The sequence below is a fragment of the bacterium genome, assembly GCA_008933615.1.
In the GTDB taxonomy this organism is placed as follows: Bacteria; CLD3; CLD3; order SB21; family SB21; genus SB21.
Genome location: WBUR01000014.1, coordinates 39,120 through 60,843 on the forward strand (window position 1 = coordinate 39,120; position 21,724 = coordinate 60,843).

The following is a 21,724-nucleotide window of genomic DNA, read 5'->3' on the forward strand; positions in this document are numbered from 1 at the left end:
GAACAACGGCTAAACATTGTAAGTATAGGTTTTGTGGGCTATTAAATATCTTGACTATCGTTGGTTAATTATCTATATTTTTTTTACGTAGTTAGGTATCTTTATTGTTCTATATGACATAAAGATGATCGATTTTTTGAATTTACGTTCTGCTGTTTTATTCCGCAGGCGCACTCCGGAGCATATATGAAGAATAATTTTTCAAGCCGTGTCCAGCTTGTTGTAAAACTTTCTCAAGAAGAAGCGATTCGGCTAGGGCACGATTATATCGGAACGGAACATCTGTTGCTGGGTTTGATCCGTGAGGGTGAAGGGGTTGCGGTAAAAGTTCTAAAGAACTTAGGCGTTGAACTTGAAAAACTTAAGCGCACTATTGAAGACATGGTTAAGCCGACAACGGAAAACACCATCATTGGAAATCCGCCGTTAACCAAACGCGCCGAAAAAATTCTGAAGTCAACGTATCTCGAGGCCAAAAATTATAAATCCGATGTGATCGGCACCGAACACTTACTGCTGTCTCTCGTAAAAGAAAAAGATTGTCTGGCCGCGCAAGTATTGAGCATGTTCAATATTGATTACGAAACTATCAAAAGGGAGTTGACGAATATTATGAGTGGTACATTTACACCAAGTAGTTCCACTAATAAAAAAACAGAACCGCGCAAAAGCAAAACTCCCGCGCTGGATCATTTCGGACGCGATCTGACGCAATATGCCGAAGAAGGAAAACTCGATCCGATCATCGGCCGTGAAGGTGAAATCGAACGCGTGGCTCAGATATTATCCCGCCGCAAGAAAAATAATCCTGTTCTCATCGGCGAACCGGGCGTCGGCAAAACAGCGATCGCAGAGGGGTTGGCTTTGCGCATTGTCCAGAAGAAAGTTCCCCGCGTGCTTCACGGGAAACGTGTGGTAACCCTTGACGTCGGCGCTCTCGTTGCCGGTACTAAATACCGCGGACAATTCGAGGAACGCGTCAAAGCGATCATGACGGAATTGGAAAAAACGGACGATGTTATTTTGTTCATAGACGAACTCCATACCATCGTCGGCGCGGGCGGCGCAAGCGGCTCACTTGACGCCTCGAATATGTTCAAACCGGCGCTTTCTCGCGGCGAACTGCAATGCATCGGCGCGACGACGCTCGACGAATACCGTCAGTATATTGAAAAAGACGGGGCATTAGAACGCCGTTTTCAAAAAGTGATTATTGATCCGCCGACCGTTGAAGAGACGATTGAAATTCTGCGGCAGATCAAATCTAAATATGAAGAACATCACCATGTTCAGTACACGGACGAAGCGCTCGTTCAGGCAGTCAAACTTTCTGATCGATATATCACCGACCGGTATCTGCCGGATAAGGCCATTGATGTAATGGACGAAGCGGGCTCACGTACGCATATTATGAATATTGTTGTTCCTCAGCGTATTCTCGATATTGAGACCGAGATCGAAAAAGTAAGGATCGAAAAAGATTCCGTTATCAAGAACCAAAAATTTGAAAAAGCCGCCGAATTACGCGATGTGGAGAAAAAACTAAACGAACAATTGCGCGCCGCGAAAGAAGACTGGGAAAAGCGCGAAGAAAATCAGGTTGTAGAAGTCGGCGAAGAACAGATCGCGCATGTGGTTTCGATGATGACCAGTATTCCCGTCAGCCGCGTGGCGCAATCCGAATCGGATAAATTACTGCGCATGGATGAAGTTTTGAAGAAACGTATCATTGCGCAAGACGAAGCTATCCAGTCCGTTACGCGCGCAATCCGCAGAACCCGCGCCGGATTAAAAGACCCCAATCGCCCTATAGGTTCGTTCATTTTCTTAGGGCCAACCGGCGTCGGCAAAACGCAATTTGCAAAAGAACTTGCCCATTATTTATTTGAAAGCCAGGATGCGCTAGTTCGCATCGACATGTCGGAATACATGGAAAAATTCTCCGTGAGCCGCTTGGTCGGCCCGCCCCCAGGATATGTCGGTTACGAAGAAGGCGGCCAGCTCACCGAAAAAATTCGCCGTAAGCCGTACAGCGTGGTACTTCTTGACGAAATAGAAAAGGCGCATCCGGACGTGTTCAATATTCTTCTCCAAGTTCTGGACGACGGCATCCTGACGGACAGTTTAGGCCGCAAGGTCAGCTTTAAAAATGTCGTGATAATCATGACGTCCAATATCGGCGCACGGGATATGAATAAGACCGGCGCATTCGGCTTCTCTGCAAAAAATGAAAGTGAAGATGAATATACCCGGATGAAATCCAAGGTGGAAGAATCGGCAAAAAAATTATTCAATCCGGAATTTATTAACCGAATCGACGAAATCATTGTATTCAAGTCGCTCGACAAAGAAGCCGTGCTGAAGATCATTGACGTATCTATGAGTGAAGTCGAACAAAAACTTAAAGAGCGCAATCTTCTGATCACGCTGACTAAAGAGGCGAAAGAATTTATTGCCGATAAAGGTTTTGATCCTGTATATGGCGCGCGGCCATTGCGCAGGGCTATTCAGAAATATCTAGAAGATCCCGTCGCAGAAGATTTATTAAAAGGAGTCTTTACGGACGGAAGCCATATTTCAGTCGAGTTAAAAGGGGAAGAACTCGAATTTAGTGAAGCGGTGGACGAGCCGGCGCCGGACGAATTAAAGTAACCAACATTAAGGGACCGCATATATGTTCTTCGGAAAAAATAAGAAAAGACGAGAAGGCGCACTGGATGACGCATCGATTATGGAATCGATTAAGACACTCGTGGTAAATGACGGCGTTACCGTTGACCGTATTAATTGGGACGGCTCAACCAGCACGGTTTCCGGCCGCGTCAGCCATGTGAGCAGTAATAATGACCTCTTCGGTGTTGTGGATGAGGGTTCCGGCGAGTCGATGGAATTCTCGGTCGAAGACGGAGACATTGCACATATCAAGCGCATTGCCATCAGTATCGATATCGACGAAACGCAAACGGAAAGTTATATGTCCATCGATGCGATCGTAGAAATCCTTGAAGCCCTTGATCACAGCGACACGATATCCGTATCGTATTATGATCCCTACAAAGGAAAAGGCGTGTCAAAGAAGGGCATTATCACGCTGAAAGACGAATACAACAAAGTGTTTGCCATCGAATACACCACGCCGGAAGGTGAAAAAGAAGAAAAACACTTTGATCTGAATGAAGATAAGATCATCGATATTATTATAAATTGAGTTTTTTTTATATAATAAAAGCCTGCTGTTAATCTGAACAGCAGGCTTTTTTTGTTACTAATTATAAGCGTTTGAAATCCGTACTTCTACTTATGACTCGTGGTGATAGTTTCCAATCCATGCGCATTAGGCCCCATCTCATTCCGGCGAAGTAAGAAGGCAAATAATAATCCGAAGAACCCAAGACACGAAAATATCAACATACCGAGAGTGTAGCCTCCCGGATTTGCCGCTCCGGCGCCTGAAAAGTCATTTGCCCAACCTATCATAAGATTAAAACCCGCCAATCCGATATTCTGGATCAAGGTCATGAGGCCATATGCCGTTCCGAGTTTCGATTGGTCTACGATGTACGCAACCGAGGGCCACATCACTGCCGGGATCAGCGAAAATGCAATGCCCATCATAGCCATCGGGACGTATAATGACACATGCGTGTAAGCCATGATCAGGTAGACCGGAATTAATAAGAGCGATCCAAACATCATAAACAGCGCCCGTTTGCCGACTTTGTCCACCAACAGGCCAAACAAGGGCGTTGCGATCATGGCAAATAAAGTAAGCATGCTGGAAAGAAATCCGCCCAATTCCCGTGTGGTTCCGTGCGCATCCATAAAGAATTTAACGGCAAACGTCTGAAACGGAAAAATTCCGGAATAAAACGTAATGCAAAGCGCGACAATGAACCAATAGGAAGTGCTGAATTTAAAAAGGTCGGCGAATACCAGTTTATCCGTTGCCCCTGCCTCGCCCAAAGAATAATCTTTTTCCGATTTGACTTCCATGATCCAATATAACAAAGCGCCTACCACACAAAACACGCCGAAGAAAACGGAAATGATCAGCGGCCATTGCCAACTCGAATAATAATCCGACGCCCATGACGGAGAATTCAACGCGGCAAACGAACCCATACGTGCAATGGTCAGATTAACGCCAAACGCAAAACTGAGTTCTTTTCCTTTAAACCATTTCGCAATCGCGGTAGTAACGGCTACGATGAGTGATTCCGCGCCAAGGCCGAATACAAGCCGCCCTGACGCCATGATCCAAAGTTCCCCCGACACCGCGGTGATCACGGCGCCCAGAAGACACAGAACGGCGAACAAGAAAGTCGCTTTGCGCGTGCCGATGCGGTCAATGATCACGCCGCCGATCAATACCATAAAAATGTTTGGAATACTGTAAATCGCCTGCAGCAAACCGATATCGGAGTCTGAAAACCCGAGTTGACTACTTAAGAGGTCGGCCAACGGGCTGATGCAATCGTAGACGTAATAGTTGCCAAACATCGCCAGGCTGATAAACACCAGAACAGCCCAACGGAAAAGGCGCGGCGGTAACGGTTTTTCTGTTTGTTTTTTTAATTCAGAGGTCATGAATTCCTTTTTGGCTAACTTGTTAACGCGCGTTCTTCAATATGGCGAGTAAAAAATTCCAGAATTTCTCGACGGTATCGATATATATTTTCTCATCCGGTGAATGAACGCCTTCCAACGTCGGGCCGAAAGAGATCATGTCCATCCCGGGATATTTCTCACCGATGATACCGCATTCCAAACCTGCATGAATGGCTTTGACTAAAACCTCTTTGCCGTACAGCGATTGGTAGGTTGCTTTAGCCGTTTTCAGGATTTCAGAATTCAGGTTAGGCTTCCATCCCGGATACCCTTCCTGCGTTTCATGTTCCGCGCCGGCAAGATCAAAAATATTTCTTACCGTTTCGCATATTTCATTGATTTCCGATGCAACGGAGCTCCTCTGGCTGGTGATGATGCTTACTTTTTTTCCTTTGGTTTCAATGATGGCAACATTGGTTGATGTTTCTATTAATCCGGGAATATCCGCGCTCATCTTGGTCACGCCGTGCGGCAGCGCTGAAAGCGTTTGCAGAATTTTCTTCTGGTACCCTTTTTTTAATACTTTCGCTTTTTTCGATTTGATCTCGGAAAGTGTGATGGACAGATCCGGATCGACGGTTGCCATTTCCGGCTTGATCACTTCACAAAAATGCGCGACAATCTTTTTAGCTTCGTCAACGGCCTTTTTCGGGATCGCTACGACGGCATCGGCTTCACGCGGAATCGCATTGCTTTTATTGCCGCCCTGAATGAACGACATTCTCGCGCCGATATCTGTCAAAGCCAATAACACGCGCGTTATTACTTTAAGTGAATTTCCTCTTCCTTTGTCAATTTCCAATCCTGAATGTCCGCCGCGCAGGCCTCTGACTTTGAGATCAAAAAACTGCACATTGGCAGGCGTGTTGTCAAATTCCACTTTCCATGTTCCGACCGTATTCTTACCGCCGGAACACCCGACATATACGGCGCCTTCTTCTTCGGAATCCAAATTCATCAGCGTCTTACTTTCAAGAAAGCCGGGGCCGAGATTGTTCGCGCCCGTCAAACCCGTTTCTTCATCAACCGTAAACAAAAATTCCAACGGGCCGTGTTCGAGCGTTCGATCTTCCATGATCGCAAGATGGGTTGCTACGGCAATACCGTTATCTGCGCCGAGGGTTGTACCGTTAGCCATGAGCGCATTGCCCTTGCGAACGAGTTCGATCGGGTCTTTCAGAAAATCATGGACTTTATCCGAATTTTTTTCCGGCACCATATCTAAATGCCCTTGTAATGCAATGCTCTTAACGTTTTCCCGGCCGGAAGTCGCGGGCTTTTTCACGACTACGTTCCCGAAAGAATCCGTTTTAGCCGCGAGACCGAGTTTTTTTGCCGTATCGACAACGTACTTGGTCATCGCTTCTTCATGCTTTGACGGACGAGGTATGCGGGAAATTTCTGCAAAATATTTCCAAACCAGTTCCGGTTTTAAACCTTCAATTGCTGCTGACATATTTTATTCCTTTAGTTATAATGATAATTAAGGTGCTCAGGTTACGGAGGATACAAGTTCTTGCCACGAAGTCACTAAGGCACAAAGTATTTTATAAAGAAAACTATAGGCTTCGTGGAAGCTTCGTGGCTTTATGTCTTTGTGGCATTCATTCTTTCCACATAACAACTTTTATTTATTTCGGATGATTAAGCGTTATGAATTTTTCCCTTTGAAGCATGTGGATAAACTTCCCGACTCTTTCATATACCGGTTCGACCGAATCTCCAAAGTGTGTTTTCATCTTGTCGCCAATAGCCATCACCGTGGCATTGCCGTCCGCTTGATTCCATACGAAACTGCCGAAGGTGTCCAGCTTAAGCCGAAAATGTTTTTTGGCAAGCAAGGGCTCAAAGTATTTTACGGTAAATCGGTTCTTGAATTTAGGAATCAATAAAACCACCAGCTGATTTTCATCGAACTCCCATTGAACGTTACGCGTCGGCGTAAGTTCCAGCAAATTTGTTTTTTCTTGTGATTCTGTCATAACCTATAAAAAGAATTGCTACGCGCCTGAATTTGCATTCAGACACGTAGCAAAATAATTATAAAAATATATTCATTAAATTATGAAGTACTAAAATACGGCCGAAGGTGGCGCAGGTTCATCCGGTTTACCTGCATTCTTTATCGGAATCTGAATAAGTATGAATGTAATAAACGCAAACACAGCCAGACTGGTAATAAATGACGGCTGCTGGAATATCGCAAACAGCGGAATTTCGAGAAACGCGAGCGTCGCAAAGACCAGCCCAACCAGCGCCTCTCCTGCAATGAGTCCTGCAGCGAGCAATACGCCCGTATTTTCAACGCGCGCTTTCTGCGCGTCGTTATGGTTTCTCTTCACGTTAAACTTTTCCACGCCGCCTTTGATAAGGCCGCCGATGAAAATCGCAAACGTTGTTTCCAATGGCAGATACATACCGACGCTGACCAGCATCGGGCTTTTGACCTGCATCAGAATGAACGCAGCGCCCATAAGCATACCGACGATGATCAACGGCCAAGCCATATCACCGCGAACGATTCCCTGCGACAGCAGAGCCATCAAACTTGCCTGAGGAGCGGGTAATTTAGCGCCGCCAAATCCGCCTTCATATGGCGGATCGGCCATTCTTCCGGCATTAATATCGCCTTGCTGTAACACAACCAACGGCAGGAACATTACAAACGAAGAAAGAAGAACGCCCAAGAGGTCGCCCATCTGCATTTTCCATGGCGTGCCGCCGAGGATGTGCCCCACCTTGAGATCCTGCAACATTTCGCCTGCAACGGCTGCAGATACGCAAACGACTGCCGCAACGCCCAACACGGCTGCAACGCCGGTCATGCCTTTCATTCCGAGCGCGACCATCAGGATCGCGGCAACCAGCAGTGTGGATAATGTCAATCCGCTAATCGGATTATTGCTGGAACCGATAATTCCAACTAAATAACCTGACACGGCGGCAAAGAAGAATCCGGCAACGATCATAACAACCGTTGCGACTAATGCGGCAACAACATCTTGTGCAAAATAATAATAAATGAAAAAGGTCGCAACCGCGGAGGCTAATATTCCAAAAATGATCCAGTTAAATTTAATGTCCTGTTCAGTACGGATCGCCGTTTGTCCGCCGGTGGCCGCCTTTTTCACGTCGCTGACGGAACGTTTAATACCGGTGATAAGGCTGTTACGCATTCTAAACAGCGTATAACCGGCGCCGACCAACATGCCGCCGATCGCAATCGGACGAACGATAAATTTCCAAACATTGGTTGACATCGTGATCCAGGAAGCTTCGTCCGGCAATTGACCCGCCTGAAATAACGCAGGCATAAGTGACGGAGCCAAAAAGTAGGTAATGATCGGAACCAGAAGCCCCCATGCAAGTAGTCCGCCGCTGAAGTTAAGCGATGCGAGTTTCGGCCCTATGATATATCCCACGCCGATGTATGCCGGGCTTACGCCGGGCGAACTCAATACCATACCGCCCTCTGCAGTGGCATTTCCGCTCGCGCGCAAAGGTATCGCCGTCTTAGCGAAAGAAAGAAAGTGTTCCCACGACGTAGCAAAAAACTTCAGTTGTCCCAAAACCTGGACAAGCGCGCCGACACCCATGGCGCCAAAAAGAAACTTCGCGCCGGTGCCGCCGCTGCGGCCCGCTTTGTGAATTTCCGCCGCTGCAACTGATTCCGGAAATGGCAGCTCCACATCCTCCACCATGACCCGGCGCAGCAGTGCAACAAACATAATACCTAGTACACCGCCTGCAAACATAATCGCGGAAGCAATCAGGTAATTTTGAACGGTGTCAAATTCCAGCCAGATACCTGCAATAAAAAATGCCGGGATCGTAAAAATTGCTCCAGCCGCAATCGATTCACCGATCGATCCTACGGTTCGGGCAAAGTTTTCTTCTAAGATCGTTCCTTTCATAATACGCAGAAGGGCCATACCGATAACGGCCGCGGGATACGTTGCCGCGATCGTCATGCCGGCCTTCAGACCGAGATAGGCATTTGCCGCGCCCAAAACAACGCTCATCACCAGACCGATGATCAACGCGCGCAGTGTAAACTCCGCCATCGAAGTTTCCGCTGCGACAAATGGTTTAAATTTGACTCCCTGCCCTCCCGATGATTGACTATCAGACATGTTCATCTCCTTCAATTAGATTGGTATTTTGTTGCAAATTTTCATTACTGGAATAACCCAGAGGCGGGTTGTTTAATGCAGTAATCAACAAGAAATGAGATTTTGAAAAGTCGGTCAAAAATATAGAGACTGAAGTCTTGAAAGTCAATTTTTTTTTAGGGTTAAAACGTTTGTGTAAATAATAGTGACACCCGCGGTATCTCAAAAATGATTGATTTTATAATTAAATATAAATAAAATGCGGTTAATCCGGGACGAATTCAATTGAGTTAGAATAATGTTATGGAAAAACCAAAAATATTGATCGTTGACGACGAAGTCGAAATTCTAAAAGTTCTTGTCAAAACGCTGGAAGACGATTATGAAGTGGTCACGACCGCGCGCGCCAAAGAAGCCTTGGACTTGATCGACGATGCAGTGCAGGTCATTCTTTCGGACCAACGTATGCCGGAGATGACGGGATCGGAGTTTTTTAAAAGTGTTCGAGAGAAGCATCCGAACGTCGTGCGGATCATTATGTCCGGTTATTCGGATATGAACGCGCTGATCAGTTCGGTGAATGACGGCGAAATATTCCGTTATATCAGCAAGCCGTGGGAGCTTCAGGATCTGCTTGACACACTCCAACTGGCCGTAGCAAAGTATAAAGAGAACATATCCCATGCTAAACTCGTCGACGAAAACAAACACCTCATTGAACGTAACCGCGAAGTAGCTAACCGGCTCACACAAACCATGGAAGAACTCAAACGGGTTCAAACACAACTCGAACAGTTGAATAAAAAAACTTGACCACGTTTTTTCCCACCATTAGAGTATGAAAACACCTCAAATTCTGGTCAGCGATGATCAAGGAAATATTTTTGATCTTCCGAATTACCGGATGGCGGGACGAAGCGCGCGCGACACAGTTGAAATTGATCCAAACGGATTGATCGAATTACCGCAGGGATCGCAATTGTTTTTTCTGCCCGGACGAAAGGCCGTCGGATACCATTCCAAGACCAGACGTAAAACGGTGATTGACGATCACTTCGCCGTTGCGGCCTATATTCCGCCGTCGTACACTCATTTTCTTATGGCCGCGTATGTGATGACTCCGGAAGCTCCGCGTCTTCCGCTTCACTCCTATACCGCCGTGGGTTGGCTCAACGGAAAATTTTATGTTCCGGCCGTTCATGTCGACCAAGACATCAAACAGCTCCCAACGTCGTTTGATGATGACGATGTGAAAGAAAAAGTAAATAATACCATTCGTTCATTTCCAGGCAACCGGCTTATCGCCCATCATGGGCGGGTGTGTGCGATCGAATACGGATGTCCCAATGCCAAAAATTTTTTTCTTAACCGGTGGGAAGCGCCTATTGCCGTCGCATCGGCATGTAATGCAAATTGCATCGGATGTATTTCCTTCCAGCCGAAGGAATCCGTTTCATCTCCGCAGCAACGTCTCAATTTTGTTCCGACCGTGGAAGAGATCGTCGAGTTAGCTGTACCTCATCTTGAGACAGCCGAGAGGGCGATCATTAGTTTCGGCCAGGGTTGTGAAGGCGAACCTTTGCTTCAGGGCGCGCTGATAGAAAAATCCATTCGTGAAATTCGTAAACAAACTGCGCGGGGCATTCTGCATATCAATACCAACGGCAGCAAGCCGGATGTGATCGAACGGCTGTTCGAAGCCGGGCTGGACAGCATTCGCGTCAGCACGAATAGCGCGCAGGCGGAATTATACCATCGTTATTACAAACCCAATAATTACCGTTTCGAAGACATAGTAACGTCCCTTAAAGCTGCGCGTTCATCCGGCAAATTTGCATCCATTAATTATTTTGTTTTTCCAGGCATCACGGACAGTGAAAAAGAATCGGATGCGCTTTTGAATTTAATAAACCGGACGCAGGTTCATCTTATTCAATGGCGTAATTTTAATATCGACCCGGAATGTTACCTCACAGACGTTTGTTACGATTATTACTCAAAACCCATTGGCGTTCACGCGCTGATGAATAAAATTCGCGATCAATTCCCTCATGTTCAATTTGGCTATCTCAATAAATGTTCGGACGATATTGAAAGAATAGTATCATATGCTTAAAAGCGTATATTAAGCCACGAATGACACGAATAACTTTTTGAGTTGGGGAATTCCGAAATAGATTTTTTGTGTGTGTTTCGTGTGTAATTATCCATTTTAGTTATTTAAGGAAACCCTATGACGATATCTTTTAAAGACATGCCGAAAATGACGTCTAAATTATTTCTGGATTATCTGTACTATTTTTCTAAAGTCCAAAATTTTTATTCCGGTGATTTCAGAAATACGGATTCGATTCAGAGTAAACTCAGCGAGATCAGTTCAAAAAACCATGTAAACCGGCTATTATTAACAGAGACGCTGGTTAAGCAAAATAAGTTATTTGGAAACTCAGAAAAATCGTTACAGAATATTGAATTGCTAAAACAAGCCAATACGGTGGCTATCGTCACGGGCCAGCAAATGGGTGTTTTCGGCGGTCCATTATACACAATATACAAGGCCATGGGAACGGTCAAACTGTGTGAATCGTTTCAGCAGCAATTTCCGGATTATAATTTCATTCCTGTTTTTTGGATGGAACTGGAAGATCACGATTTCGAGGAAATTCGTTCTATTCAACTATTTAACATTGACAACGAGATCAAATCCATTGCATATGACGGCGATGACGCAGAGAACAAATCAAGAAGCCCGGTCAATTCGATAGTCCTGAATGAAGACATTCAGCGCATGATGCAGGAAATAAAATCTACACTTAATCCGACCGATTTTTCAGGTGAATTATTTTTAAAATTAGAATCCGCCTATCAAAACGGGAAAAGCATCTCCGAGGCGTTTGGCCTCTGGATGGCTGCATTGCTTGGTAAATACGGACTTGTTCTGATGGATCCATCCGACGCTGTATTCAAAAAAATGGCGATTCCCGTATTTAAAAAAGAATTAGAAAATTCCGCTGCCATACACAACCTGCTTATGGCACAAAATGCATCTCTCAAGTCAAGCGGTTATGATGTGCAGGTTGAAAACGAGCCGACGAATTTGTTTTTGCGAGACGAAGTAAATTCTAAGCATCCGCTTAACAAAAACGGACTTAACAAATTTAAGATTCGCTCCGAAGACGCCGTGTCTCATCGGGACAGTCTGATGACATTGATAGAAACCGAACCGGGGCGTTTCATTCCTAATGTAATTCTGCGCCCGATCGTTCAAGATCACCTGTTACCCACCTTCGCGTATGTCGGCGGGCCATCGGAGATTGCTTATTTTGCACAGTTTAAAACCATTTACGAATTTTTCGAAATTCCGCAACCGATGATCATTCCGCGTCCTTTTATAACGATCCTCGAAAAGAAAATCAAGAAAGTGACAGACAAATACGGCATAAGCGTAACGGATATCTTTAATAAGAAAAGCCGTATTGTAGATGAAGCGGCGACAGGAGACTCGCAATCATCTGCTTCAGGTCAACTTGACTCATTGCTGACCCAGATTCACAGCCAATTTTCCACGCTTGAAAAAAGCCTCGTGTCCGTTGATGCCAGCCTGAAAGGCGCTTCCGAAACGGCGCTGGATAAAATTGAAAAAGCTATAAAAGTTCTAAAGGAAAAAACGGGCGATGCTGAAAAAAGAAAAAATGAACTCACGCACAGCCAACTGACCAAGGCCATACGTCATATTTTGCCCCAGGATCAATTTCAGGAAAGAGAGATCAATGCCTTGTACTACGTTAACAAATACGGCTTCGATTTTCTCAACACCCTACATGAAAACATGGACGTTTCTGCCATCGGTCATCAGATCGTGGAATTATGATTTCCTGCTAAAACCTTTGCATTTTTTTTTGATTTTGCCTACTTTGATTGATAGTTCCTATCTGATATAACTCTTTGAATTACCGAGATTATCATCTCTTTTACATATCACTCACTTTTTAGCAAGCTATTTACCTATCTATTAATTTCATTAACAGGAGTTATGTGATGAATGCATCAACGCAAGCCGCCGTCACTTCATTGGCGCAATTGTTTTACAGGAGCGAGGCCAATTTCGGAAGCAAAGCAATGTACATGAGTAAACGTAATGACGCCTACCGCACTCTGACTTATAACGAAGCCGGGGTCATCATCCGTAACCTTGCTCTGGGCCTTGCGTCACTTGGAGTCAAGAAAGATGATAAAGTTTCTATCTTATGCCCGACACAGGAAGAATGGGCAATTGCAGACTTCGCCATTCTCTCCCTCGGCGCAGTCACCGTTCCGATCTATCCAAACCTGCCCGCAAAACAAGTTGAGTACATTATACAGAACTCCGATGCAAAAGCGGTTTTCGTTTCGGATCAGGAACAATTAGCTAAAATTATCGAGATAAAAAATAATTGTCCTTCGCTGACGCATGCCGTACTGGTGACTGCAGACGACAAGAAAAAAGATTATGTGATGCATTTCAGTGAATTGCAGGAAGCTGGAAAAAAATTCGGCGCCTCCCACCCGAATTATATCGAAGAGTGTCTCAAAAAAATATCTGCGAAAGATCTGGCGACGATTATTTACACATCCGGAACTACCGGCACACCCAAAGGCGTTATGCTGTCGCATAATAATCTTCTGACCAATTCTCAGACGGCGGTGACGGTTGCGAAGATCGGGCCGGACGATATTTTCCTGTCTTTTTTGCCTTTGGCGCATGTGTTTGAGCGTATGGCAGGACATTTTATGCCGATCTCCCAAGGCTGCGCTATCGCCTATGCCGAGAGTATTGAAAAAGTACCGCAAAATATGGGCGAAGTTCGACCAACCATTATGACGGCCGTTCCCCGATTATATGAGAAAATCTATAACCGGGTGCAGGAGGGGCTTTTAACGGCTCCGGCATTGCGGAAGAAAATTTTCGGCTGGGCGATCAAGGTCGGCAAAGAAGCGCGCGATACCGGCAAAAAAGGGTTTAGCTATAAACTGGCGCACAAACTCGTCTATTCTAAGCTTCATGCGCGATTTGGCGGACGTTTGCGGATTTTCGTTTCCGGCGGAGCGCCGTTATCCAAAGAGGTCGGAGAGTTCTTTGCTCACATGGGCATGATGATCCTTGAAGGATACGGACTGACGGAAACCTCTCCTATCATTACGGTCAATCGACCGGAATTATTTAAGCTCGGTACCGTCGGATGCATAATTGACGGAGTGGAGGCGCGTATCGCTCCGGACGGAGAAATTCTGACACGCGGCCCTCACGTCATGATGGGTTATTATAAAAATGAAGAAGCAACACGCGAAATGATCGACAAGGACGGATGGCTGCATACCGGAGATATCGGCTATTTCGATCATGATAATTATCTCGTCATTACCGACCGGAAGAAGAATCTGATCGTAACATCCGGCGGAAAGAATATTGCGCCGCAGCCGATCGAGACGCTTCTCGTTACGATTCCCTACATTGAACAGGTTATGGTCATCGGCGATAACCGCAATTTCATCAGCGCGCTGGTAGTACCTAATCTCGATCAACTGCGGAAGTACGCCAACGACCACCAGATTGCTTTTAACAGCGATGAGCAGTTGATCAGCAACAAAGATGTTTATAACATGGTTGACAAGCTAATCCAGGAAGCCCAGGATCATGCAGGTATTGCGCGGTATGAGAAGGTTCGTAAATTTGCGTTCCTGCCGAAAGCTTTCACTATCGAGAGCGGCGAACTCACGCCGACATTAAAGATCAAACGTAACGTGATCACACAGAACTTTGTGAGCATTATTGAATCGCTTTACAATAAAGAAACCGAAAAATTAAACGAAGGTGACAGCACCAACTAACCATTGAAAGAACATGATCGATACTAAACATATCCTAACGGTCGGAGTTGACGACGATACCAAGGCCATTTACGACGAGTATATTGACAACCTGAATCAAAAAATCAGTATTTCTCCGGCCAATGCCAAAACGGCGTTCAAAGGATTGATGAATATTCTCATTTCTCTCGAGGAAAATAAGAATATCCGTAAAGGCTACGATTCGCTTCCGTCCTTCTTCATCACGCACCGTATGTTGTACATGAAATTATTCGACTTCCTGACCGAGAATAAATTCTCGCCGGAGGACATTGATAATTTTCTGTTTAATGACCAGCCCTTGGCTCTGCCGTCAAATGAAGAATTCCTGACTTTTTGTAATGACGCTATATCGCGCGTATTTGAGACGTTGCAGCCTTTTCTCGATGCAGACGATGACGCCGACCGGTTTAACCGGGTCATCGCCTTATATACCCAATTCCTGAAAACTCAAAACGACGTTGGCGCAATGGTGACGCTGATCCATCAATTCTCAGGCTTCGCCGACAAAATCTACATGGCCGGTTACAAAAAAACCAACGACGGCTGGGGCGGAAAACTCGATCTGGATAACGAGGTTTATCCTGTTTTTTTTGAACAGATCATTCGTGAAGAAGTCGAGCCGTATAAATATTCTGAATACGTCGTTCATTTTCTATATGACCGGTTAAAAGAAGTCGGCGAGGCGGAAACTGTTTTGCCCGATCTGTATGAGTTTTCCAAATCCCTTGCAAGTGGCGCCCAGTTGCGCGATGAGATCAAAGCCGCTGACGAAATGCTCGCCACTGAAATTTCAAAAACGATACAGCTTGTTCAGGAACAGAAAGGCGAAGCGCTCAGCGCGTTTGCCCAGAGCGCAATCGTTAAGGAGCTGACCGCCTATGAAAAACTGGAAGGCATCATCTATTTCTATTTTGACGACCGACGTTTGCATAAAGCCATGAAAGATACCAACACGGCTGATTTGTACGAATCGGCGCTCCGTATCATGAAAGATTACAGCCCGAAGATCAAACATTTCGTCATGTACGCGCTGGGGAAACTTTTGCTTGCTCCGAAATCCAAGGTCAAGATGGACGAATCGTCGCTTAAGATGTTCTGCAAGGAAACAAAGATGTGTCTGGAAACTATCAACAGCGATGCGGTGATGAATAATCTGCCTGCACAGTACCGTCAGCGCGTTCCGGATCTGGAAGTGCGGTTTCTCATGAACCGCATGATGACGAGCACCGTAACGTTGGAAAGATTTGAAGAACTGCAGGATCAGTTTCGCCAGTACCTGACCAATCAGCAGGATTTCCCGTTGATTCACGAAATGTATATCGAACGCGCAGCCGAAAAACGCCACGCCTCGGCGCTCATGTCATTTTATATTCTCGCCTGGCTCGCGCATGACATTGGCGATGTATTCCCTGATCCGCTGATCAAAGTTCTGGCGGGACGCCTTTCCCTGACGTACAGTTTTACGCGTCGGATTAATTTGTTTTTTGAGATAAAGAAACTGCGGTACGAATTTGACGGTACGCACGGCGACAGAGAAACGTTGTATTATAACGGATTTGATAAACAACATGTTGAAATACCTGAAAAAGAAAAACATACGCCGCTTAAAGACCGGCCTTTCGACGAACAGTGGATCATGCTCTACCATTTTATCAACAACAAAGAACTTCAGCAGGCGTTGCGCCTTATCGACGAACAAGTTCTCTTCGATTACATCTATTCCAATCCAAAGCACACGGCTGAAGAGCTTGAAGAAGCGCGAATGGAATTACGCGGAAAGGTATATAAAATACTCGATGATAAATTTCTCGATCTGATCAGTAATGAAGAAGAGCACGATAAACGCGTTGCGGAGTCGCGCGGAGAATTTCCCGCAGCCTATTACGGGAAATACGAAAAAGTTCGCAGTCTGCTCATAGCGCAGTTTCTAGCCTCCACGTGGGACGTAGAAGTATACGAACTCAAACGCAAAGGCAAGAAACCGCTGATCCGCATGACCCAGACGGAACTGCTGCGCAGTATCAAGAACATCGACGTCAAACGCGTGCTGGAACAGTACGAATACAAAGAAGCGCGTGAAAACATCGACGTCAATACGCTTAGCAAACAGGCCGAGGCGCGCGAACAGTTGCTCGGCTTCATTAATGGTTCCGTGAAAGAAGAAGCGCGAACCGTTCAAAAACTTAACGGGCTTTCCGATGAAGCTATTGCGCTGTTGAGTTATTCCTCGACCAAACTGCGCTCGAATGAACTCAAGGTCGAACTCGGCGTGAAACAACTGGTCGAAAGACTCAAAGCCGACCTGGGCTTACAGGCATCGCGCGAGCCGCTCGCTCTCTCTACTATCCTTAATAATGCCTTCGCCGGTCAATATGGAAAGATCGACATAAAGGTCATAAAGAAGGACAAGAGCGGTAAGCCCCTCATCGATCAGGAAACAGGCGAAGAAGCAGAAAAGACCTACACGATCACGCCGGAAAAATTTCCCGACTATCTTATTCCGGCGCGCGAGGAGATCGAGCGTATGGATAAAAAACAGCTTTATAGAACATTTTATTCTTTCACACTGCAGAGCATCATCAGCGAAACCTTCACGTCATTGACCTTTATCAGAGAAGCCCTTGCAAAGAATAAATATGTGGTCGCCGCTGACGGTTTGAAGGAACAGGCGCTGGAGAATCACGAGATCCTAGAATATGCGCGCATCAAAATGGAAATGGCCAATCAGCTCGCGCCGTATGAAATACCACAGAATGTGGCGTGACAGAATTAGGTGTTGTTTTTTGAAGAGAGGTAAGTTTTGCCCGCGACTTTATGACAAAGGCAATTTATCGTTCTTTTTACCCTCGTTTGACGAACGAGTGTAAATGTTACCCTCGTTGAAAATTGAAAAAAATGAAGTATCATCCGTTAAAACCACACAATACATTACCTGATTTGCCCCCGAAGGCAGAGGTTGAAACAAAAGCAATCCTTAAGAAAGCCCTGTCGGCAAGCAGATCACTTTCTGAATTAAAGGGAGCCATCACTAATTTACCTAATCCCCTTTTGTTTGTTGACACTATCCACTTGCAGGAAGCCCGGGCCAGTTCAGCTATTGAAAATATCATTACGACTCAGGACGCGCTTTTTCAAGCCTCCGTCGCAGACAAACAAATTGAAAACCCTGCGACAAAAGAAGTCATTCATTATAAAGACGCTTTATGGTTTGGCATAGAGCAGCTTAAAAAAAAACCGCTCCTGACTACCAATCTTTTCATTGAGATCATGCGGATCATAAAGGAAAACAGGTCTGGCATACGAAATATACCGGGAACACAATTAAAAAACCCGGTTACCGGCCTGATAATTTATACGCCGCCCGAAGGAGAAGGCATTATAAGAGATAAACTAAAAGCGTTGGAAACATTCATTAATACCGAAAACGGTATGGACCCTATGATTAAATTGGCCTTGATTCACTATCAGTTTGAAGCGATTCACCCTTTTTTTGATGGAAATGGAAGAACCGGCAGGATCATTCTTTTGCTCTATCTAAAAATTTGCGGGTTAATGGACTTGCCGGCGCTCTATTTAAGTAGTTATATTTTGAAAAACAAAAATACATATTATGTCAACTTAAGAAATGTAACCGAAAAAAATGATTGGGAAAGCTGGATCCTTTACATGCTTGATATGATAGAGGTGACTTCTCAAAAAGGAAGAGAACGGATTGAGGAAACGAAAACATTAATGAAATCAATGGGCGGCAAGATTCAAAAAAAACTGCCTAAAATATATTCAAAAGATCTTTTGGAAATACTATTTCGGCTGCCCTACACAAAACGAAATTTTATAGAAACCGCAGGGCTGGGTAATATCAAAACCTCGGGATCTTATTTAAAAAGTTTGGAAGAAAAAGGATTTCTTAAAAGTGTAACCGTAGGCAAAGAAAAACTTTATTTAAACTTTCAGCTGATGGAGATACTAAAAAAACAGTAGTCGGACGCGAAATGGACACGTTGAATTGCAGCAGAATGTGGGGTGAGTTGGTTCGAATAGTTGTCGTGTGAACTTGAAGATCATTACGTTCGTCACTTTAGACAAAATTATATGTTTATATATCATTTTTGCAAAGGAGGTTCCAGTGCGTTATTTTATTCCAGCTTTTGCAGCCATAATTGTGGCCTGCTTGGGATGTTCAAATCCTCATAAAGAACTAAAAACAGAGCACGATGCTCTTCGTCTGAAACATACGACCTTTAAGAAGGATCACGACAGTCTTCGTACGGAACACCGCAACCTGAAATCTGCGCATATCGCCCTATTAACCAACGAAAAGAACCTGAACCCTTCGGTAATCTACCCGGAACATGAATTGTGGGCGCGTACACATGACAGTCTTGCGCTTGCGCATAATGCGTTAGTTGTTGCGCACAGGGCAATAGAAGAACAGCACAAGTCGGGTAATGTGTCCGTTGAGCAAATGGAGTCTGATCACAGTCGGATGCGGGAAGAACACAAAAGAATGCAGGAGGAGCACGACCTTTGGATCGCTCAACATATCACGATGCGAGATGACCATTTAAAAGCCATGGAAGAATTAAAGAAAGAGTAGAGTGAAGTTGTCTGATGTGTGTCCCGCGTGAATCAAGGATTTAAGGAAGACGCACTGATTAACAAACAAGTCTTGCGCTTTATTTGAATTGAGATGACTAAGATGAAAATATCATTCTTGAGAAAAGACAGTCCCTTCCTTCCGTTATTCTGGATAGGGATATCTGTCATATTGTTGGTCGCCGATTACAATGCCGGCCCGTTTATCCAATTTCCGATCACTTATCTTATTCCTGTCGCTCTGGCGTCTTGGTATACCGGACGCGGTTGGGGTATTGCATTTGCTATAGCGCTGCCTCTGGTCCGCTTGTTTTTTAATATCGCTCTGTGGACAGTCCCATGGACTTTTGTTGACGCTTCTATTAATTGTTTTATCAGAATCACCATTTTTTCCCTGCTTGCGATTCTGATAAACCGCACAGCCAGCCAATCGCGGGAATTAACCGAGGAAGTTGAAATTTTGAGCGGATTGCTGCCTATTTGTTCCTTTTGTAAAAAAATTCGTGACGATAAGCAGGAGTGGCAACCAATCGAGTCGTATATATCAAAAAGGAGCGAGGCATCATTTTCACACGGCCTGTGCCCGGAATGCGCCGAAAAGCATTACGGAGAATATCTGAGGAAGAAGTCATAGCCATTGAAATGGTTGACCTACTGCGCTACGGAGCGCCGGAAAAATACATGAAAGAACTCATAACCTAGCCGAAAAGCAAATAAGTTGGTGGTCGCCGTATAGGCGGTTATGAAGAGATAGCACGCATACAATGAAAGCAGCGTGTTGTGAATTAATCAAAATTTAGATTTCAAAGGTAAGCTTTACTCAGGTTTTCCAACCGTTCTTTAAATTACACTTCTGCTCCAACTGATCTATACGGAGGAAAAAATTTATGAATCCCATGCGTCTACACCGAATCGTTGTTGTAATAAGTTTATGCGGCTTGGTAATCAGTTCATGCGGAAAATCCGAAAAGATTTCCGATGATGCTAATTTAAAACCCAAATACGGCGGCACGCTCGTTTACACCAAGAACAGCCCGCCCGTAACGCTCGATCCAGCGCTTACCACAGAAACGGAATCCACGATTCCCTGCGATAATATTTTCGATCCATTGGTACAGCTCCAGCTCGGCAAAACGGGCATTGCGCCGGCGCTCGCAAAAACTTGGGATATTTCCAAAGATGGACTGGTCTACACCTTTCATTTGCGCACGGGCGTTACATTTCACGACGGCACGCCATTCACCGCCAAAGCGGTTCTCTTCAGTTTCAACCGTCAGCGCGATCCGAAACACCCCTTCCATCAGGGCGGCGACAAATTCGAGTACTGGAAAAACTTCTCGATGAATGAAATGATCAAAGATATTAAGGCGGTGAACGATTCAACAGTACAGTTCACGCTATCCAGCGCCAACGCAACTTTTCTGTATATTCTCAGCATGCAGTTCACCGCTATCGTGAGCCCTGACGGTATGAAAAAATACGGCACTCAGTTCTATGCCCACCCGATCGGAACCGGCGCGTTTCATTTTGTATCGTGGCAGAGCGATGATAATCTGATACTCGCGGCAAATACGGAATACTGGGACGGGAGGCCGTATCTTGATACCTTGATATTCAAAGCGGTTAATAAATCGGAAGAACGGGTTTCCAGATTGCTTTCAGGTGAATACGACATGATCGAATCGCCGACGCCGGAAAAGATCTCCGAGATCGAAAACAATAAGAACCTCAAAGTTTTCAAACAGCCCGGCGTCAACATTGCCTACATGGCGATGAATATGAACAAAAAACCTTTTTCGGACGAACGCGTGCGCAAAGCGATCGTGTATGCGGTTAACCGCGAGAAACTCGTGGAACAAGTGTATGGAGAATTCGGGCGTCCCGCGAAAAATCCTATTCCGCCGATGTTATTAGGATATAATGAAGAAATTCGTTTCACACCGTACGATCCTGAAAAAGCAAAACAATTACTCGCAGAGGCAGGCTTTCCCGACGGTTTTAAAACGAAGCTTTGGTATATGCCCATCGCGCGGGAATATATGCCTGACGGTAAAAGAACGGCTGAACTCATCGAAGCAGATCTGAAAGCGGTTGGCATCGAAGCTGAAATTTCAACCTATCCATGGCACGAATATCTTGAAAAACTTTACCGCGGCGAACATGAGATGGCGATCATGGGCTGGATTGCCGACATTCCCGATCCGGATAATTTTTTCTACCCGCTGCTGGACAAAACGGTCGCGGAAATCGTTCCGTCCAACAACATTGCCTTTTATAAAGGTGAGGATATGCATCAGCTTTTGCTCCAGGGCAAGTTAGCCACGGATTTGGTTGCACGCAGTAAGATCTATAGAGACGCTTGCGCCGTATTCAACCGTGATCTTCCGTGGTTCACGATCGCGCATTCCGTCGTGATCGTTCCGATGCAATCGTACGTAATGAATTTTCAGCCGTATGCAAGTTACGCGCGTAAATTTAATACCGTTTGGCTAAACAGATAGAATTCAAGTTTCATCATT

At 45.2% G+C, this 21,724-nt stretch carries 14 protein-coding genes and 1 pseudogene; 11 read left to right on the forward strand and 4 right to left on the reverse strand.

The annotated features are described in order from the left end of the window. Window positions 1–186: 186 nt before the first annotated feature. Together F9K33_06910 and F9K33_06915 are read left to right on the forward strand one after the other, a co-directional pair. On the forward strand, window positions 187–2,652 hold the full coding sequence (locus tag F9K33_06910) for an ATP-dependent Clp protease ATP-binding subunit (GenBank protein ID KAB2880034.1): 2,466 nt from the start codon (window positions 187–189) through the stop codon (window positions 2,650–2,652). A 22-nt stretch (window positions 2,653–2,674) separates the two neighbouring features. Beyond that, a complete protein-coding gene (locus F9K33_06915) occupies window positions 2,675–3,208 on the forward strand; it encodes a hypothetical protein (protein ID KAB2880035.1) in 534 nt (177 codons plus the stop codon). A gap of 86 nt (window positions 3,209–3,294) precedes the next feature. On the opposite strand, the gene F9K33_06920 is transcribed toward F9K33_06915, so the two are convergent. The 4 genes from F9K33_06920 to F9K33_06935 form a co-directional block, all read right to left on the reverse strand. Continuing rightward, entirely contained in the window at window positions 3,295–4,587 is a 1,293-nt protein-coding gene (locus tag F9K33_06920) for a major facilitator superfamily domain-containing protein 1 (protein ID KAB2880036.1), read from the reverse strand. 22 nt (window positions 4,588–4,609) lie between these two features. After that, window positions 4,610–6,064: an aminoacyl-histidine dipeptidase gene (locus tag F9K33_06925; protein KAB2880037.1), complete on the reverse strand. Its 1,455-nt coding sequence runs from the start codon at window positions 6,062–6,064 to the stop codon at window positions 4,610–4,612. Between the two features lie 175 nt (window positions 6,065–6,239). Continuing rightward, a complete protein-coding gene (locus F9K33_06930) occupies window positions 6,240–6,590 on the reverse strand; it encodes a PqqD family protein (GenBank protein KAB2880038.1) in 351 nt (116 codons plus the stop codon). Window positions 6,591–6,680: 90 nt separating this feature from the next. After that, the gene (locus F9K33_06935) at window positions 6,681–8,672 is read right to left on the reverse strand and encodes an oligopeptide transporter, OPT family (protein ID KAB2880066.1); all 1,992 of its coding nucleotides are present in this window, start codon (window positions 8,670–8,672) and stop codon (window positions 6,681–6,683) included. A 351-nt stretch (window positions 8,673–9,023) separates the two neighbouring features. Here F9K33_06935 and F9K33_06940 point away from each other — a divergent pair, with 351 nt between their 5' ends. The 9 genes and pseudogenes from F9K33_06940 to F9K33_06980 all read left to right on the forward strand — a co-directional run bounded on the left by F9K33_06940 (window position 9,024) and on the right by F9K33_06980 (window position 21,706). Beyond that, entirely contained in the window at window positions 9,024–9,533 is a 510-nt protein-coding gene (locus F9K33_06940) for a response regulator (protein KAB2880039.1), read from the forward strand. A gap of 25 nt (window positions 9,534–9,558) precedes the next feature. Then, a complete protein-coding gene (locus F9K33_06945; GenBank protein KAB2880040.1) occupies window positions 9,559–10,836 on the forward strand; it encodes a radical SAM protein in 1,278 nt (425 codons plus the stop codon). Window positions 10,837–10,953: 117 nt separating this feature from the next. After that, window positions 10,954–12,591 (forward strand): bacillithiol biosynthesis cysteine-adding enzyme BshC, encoded by a 1,638-nt coding sequence (gene bshC / locus F9K33_06950; protein KAB2880041.1) that lies wholly within the window; start codon window positions 10,954–10,956, stop codon window positions 12,589–12,591. A 167-nt stretch (window positions 12,592–12,758) separates the two neighbouring features. After that, entirely contained in the window at window positions 12,759–14,588 is a 1,830-nt protein-coding gene (locus F9K33_06955) for a long-chain fatty acid--CoA ligase (GenBank protein ID KAB2880042.1), read from the forward strand. Between the two features lie 13 nt (window positions 14,589–14,601). After that, the gene (locus F9K33_06960; GenBank protein ID KAB2880043.1) at window positions 14,602–17,373 is read left to right on the forward strand and encodes a hypothetical protein; all 2,772 of its coding nucleotides are present in this window, start codon (window positions 14,602–14,604) and stop codon (window positions 17,371–17,373) included. A gap of 131 nt (window positions 17,374–17,504) precedes the next feature. Next, window positions 17,505–18,590, forward strand: coding sequence for a Fic family protein (locus F9K33_06965; protein ID KAB2880044.1), 1,086 nt, complete (start codon window positions 17,505–17,507; stop codon window positions 18,588–18,590). Between the two features lie 67 nt (window positions 18,591–18,657). Beyond that, window positions 18,658–19,206 carry a hypothetical protein gene (locus tag F9K33_06970; GenBank protein KAB2880045.1) on the forward strand — a complete coding sequence of 183 codons (549 nt, stop codon included), beginning with the start codon at window positions 18,658–18,660 and terminating at the stop codon, window positions 19,204–19,206. Between the two features lie 450 nt (window positions 19,207–19,656). Further along, window positions 19,657–19,839, forward strand: a pseudogene (locus F9K33_06975) (response regulator). A 253-nt stretch (window positions 19,840–20,092) separates the two neighbouring features. Then, window positions 20,093–21,706, forward strand: coding sequence for an ABC transporter substrate-binding protein (locus F9K33_06980; GenBank protein ID KAB2880046.1), 1,614 nt, complete (start codon window positions 20,093–20,095; stop codon window positions 21,704–21,706). The last annotated feature ends 18 nt before the right edge of the window (window positions 21,707–21,724 follow it).